This is a genomic window from Actinomycetota bacterium (assembly GCA_036280995.1).
In the GTDB taxonomy this organism is placed as follows: domain Bacteria; phylum Actinomycetota; class CALGFH01; order CALGFH01; family CALGFH01; genus CALGFH01.
On record DASUPQ010000416.1, the window covers coordinates 1 to 3034 of the forward strand.

Below are 3034 nucleotides of genomic sequence, written 5' to 3' on the forward strand. Positions count from 1 at the left end.
GGCAATCTGATCGGCGTCGCGTGATGCACGGCACGGCTGGTCCGCACCGGTGGTCGTCCCGGGCCATCGGGGTGCTCCTGGGTGAGCGGGTCCGGTGGCCGCGCCGGGTACGGGTCGCTTGGCCAGCCGGCCGCGGTTCAGCCACCGACACCGGTGGCCGGCGTGGTGCGATGGGAGCCGAACACGGCGAGACCGACTCACCAGTGAAGGGTACGAGCCCATGACGGTGGCCGGCGAGCATCGGCTCCCCAACCCTGCCGCCAGGCTGTCTGTACACCTGAGCTACCGCGACCCCGGCGCGGCGCTGGACTGGATGGCCAGGGTCGGGTATGACGTGGTGGTCCGGCACGACGACGGCGCAGGCGGGATCGCGGCCGAGGTCGGGTACGGTGACGCCTCCCTCATGCTGGCCGGCACGGACACCGACTACGACATCCCCACGCTGACGGGACGCAGCGTGGGGCGGCGGTGTGTACCTGTGGGTGCCCGCCGCCACCGAGGTCGACGCCAGGCACCAGCGTGCCACCGATGCCGGCGCGCACAGCGTGATCGCGCCCGAAGATACCGCGTGGGGCACCCGGCGGGCACGCGTCCTCGACCCCGAGGGCCACGACTGGAGCATCGGCACCTACCGCCCCAGCGCCCAAGTGGTGAAGCCGCCGATCCTGGCCGTGGCGTCGTCGTCTGCCCGTGCGCGGACTCCACGGTTGCCCGCGAGGTTGTCATCAATCCGCTCACGGTTCTTGGCGGCGAGGGATGACGCCTGCGTGTGGTTGGACCGGCGGGCCGGAGCCGGGGACGTTCGGGCGGCCGGGCCGTGCCGTTGGTGGCCGCGCCGTGGCGTTGGCCGGCCGGGGTGGCCGGTGGTCACCGGCTGAGCAGCCGTACAGGAACCGCGCATGACGCCGAGGTCTACGACGCCTCTGCCCCTGTCGGCTCCGAGGGTGTCCTGCCCCGCTGGTCGCGGCGGCACCCATCGGGCATTTCCGGTGCCCGTCTGCCGTGGCGTCGCCCGGGCCCTGGTGCCATGGGTTCCCGGCCGGGTCAGTGTGGTGGTGTCAGCTCCTCGGCCGCGGTCACCGGATCCCGGTTCAGCCACTGGGCGCCGATGCTGTCGGCGAGGTGCTGGCTTGCGCCGGCACCGGCGATGGCGACCGGCGACACGTGTCCCAGGGCGCTCAGCTCGGTGCTGATGCTGGTGAACCGGTCGGAAGTGGTCGAGGCGAGTACGACGAGCCTGGGCTGCAGCTGCCTGGTGGCGGTGACCAGCTCGGGTATCGGGGTGCTGGCACCGAGGTATCCGACCCGCCAGCCCGTTCGGCTCAGCACGATCCCGCAGATCATCAGCGGCAGGTCGTGCAGCTCGTCGGGCGGACACGCGAGCAGCACCCCGGGGCCGTTGCCCTGCCCCCAGTCACGCGCAAGCCCCGCCAGCCGCCCCTTGAGCAGGTTGCTGGCGAAATGCTCCTGCGCCACGCTCACCTCACCGGCCGCCCACCGCGTTCCGAGGTCATGCAGGTAGGGCAGCACCACGCTGCGCAGCACCGTGCTCGGCGTGAGCTCGGAGAGCAGCCGGTCGAGGACGGCGTCGGCGGTGGGCTCGTCGTACGCGTCCAACGCATCCCGCAACGCCTGCGAGGACTCGCTCACCAGGTGCTGCAGCCCGGCCGTCGGCACCGCGACGGGTCGTGCGGCATGCTCCTCGGCCAGCGTCGCCTGGGCAGCCTGGGCCGGTGACAGCCCGGCTCGCAGGTAGCCCTGCATCCGCCGGACCCGGTTCTCGTCGCGGGCGGAGTAGAGGCGGTACCCGCCCGCGGACCGGATCGGCTCGAGCACGCCGTACCGGTTCTCCCAGGCCCGCAGGACGTGGTCGCTCACACCGAGCCGGCGGGACAGCTCGCCGATCCGCACCAGGGCAGCGTCGTCTGGACGCTCCATCCTGCACCAGCCCCCAATCCCTAGACAAACATTGACACTATGCGCCGCCATGTCTAGCATTTGTTAGACAAACTCTAGACACACCTCCGGCGGCTTGACCAGAGCAGCGAAACGGTGATCCCACATGCGACAGACTCTCATCCCCCGCGCACTCGGTTTGGCGACGCTCGGGTACGGCGTCTACACACTCGGGCGACCGGGCTCGGTGGTGCGCGCCGCCGGGCTGGAGCCGGATGCCCCGGCGGTGTCCGCGTCCGGCCGGGTGCTGGGCAGCGTCATCGGTGCGCGGGACCTGCTGTCGGGGTTGGCGATTCTGACCGCCCCGGCCGGCGGGCCGCTGGTGGCGGCGGTGGCCGCCCGGGTGGCCTGCGACGCCAGCGACGTGATCGGCTTCGGGGTCGCCGCGCCACGAGCGTCACGGGCGAAGGTGACCATGGTCGCCGGCGCCTGGGGCCTGCTCTGCGGTGGGTCGATCGTGTTCGCCGGCGGCCGCCGATGAGCCGGGCCGCTCCGAGCGTCGCCGTGATCGGGTCCGGGGTGGCCGGGCTGACCGCGGCGTACCGCCTTGCGGGCAGCCACCGGGTCACGCTGTTCGAGGCCGACCACCGCCTGGGCGGCCACGCCCACACCCATCAGGTGACCGACCCGGCCGGCCACCACCGCGCCGTGGACTCCGGCTTCATCGTGCACAACGACCGGACCTACCCGCAGCTGCGACAGCTCTTCGGCGAGCTGGGCGTCGCCACCCGGCGCGCCGAGATGAGCATGAGCATCACTGACGAGGCGAGCGGGCTGGAGTACGCCGGCGGCAAGGGGTTGCCCGGCGTCTTCGCCCAGCGCCGACGCGCCCTCGACCCGCGGTTCCTGTCGGTTCTTGCGCAGGTGCGCAGCTTCCATCGCCGCGCTCGCCGCTTCCTGCGGCGCACCGACGACAACGACCAGACCACGTTCGCGGAGTTCCTCGCGCAGGAGGGCTTCTCAGCGCGGTTCATCCGGCTGTACGCCGTACCCCTGGTCTCCTGCGTCTGGTCGGCCGGCAGCACGACGGCGCTGCTGTACCCCGCGCGCTACCTGCTCCGGTTCCTGTCCCACCACG

4 protein-coding genes are annotated in these 3034 nt (G+C 72.2%); 3 read left to right on the forward strand and 1 reads right to left on the reverse strand.

What is annotated here, in order from left to right; translation table 11 throughout:
• Positions 1-482: 482 nt before the first annotated feature.
• Positions 483-878, forward strand: a complete 396-nt coding sequence (locus VF468_13670; protein ID HEX5879342.1) for a hypothetical protein — start codon at positions 483-485, stop codon at positions 876-878.
• Positions 879-1044: 166 nt separating this feature from the next.
• Here the strand turns inward: VF468_13670 and VF468_13675 are convergent, their stop codons facing one another.
• On the reverse strand, positions 1045-1998 hold the full coding sequence (locus VF468_13675) for a MerR family transcriptional regulator (protein ID HEX5879343.1): 954 nt from the start codon (positions 1996-1998) through the stop codon (positions 1045-1047).
• A gap of 64 nt (positions 1999-2062) precedes the next feature.
• On the opposite strand from VF468_13675, the gene VF468_13680 reads away from it, so the two are divergent.
• Together VF468_13680 and VF468_13685 are read left to right on the forward strand one after the other, a co-directional pair.
• A complete protein-coding gene (locus VF468_13680) occupies positions 2063-2437 on the forward strand; it encodes a hypothetical protein (protein HEX5879344.1) in 375 nt (124 codons plus the stop codon).
• Positions 2434-3034 (forward strand): FAD-dependent oxidoreductase (locus VF468_13685; GenBank protein ID HEX5879345.1); only part of this gene is annotated, 601 nt, incomplete at its 3' end. The genes VF468_13680 and VF468_13685, both read left to right, overlap by 4 nt.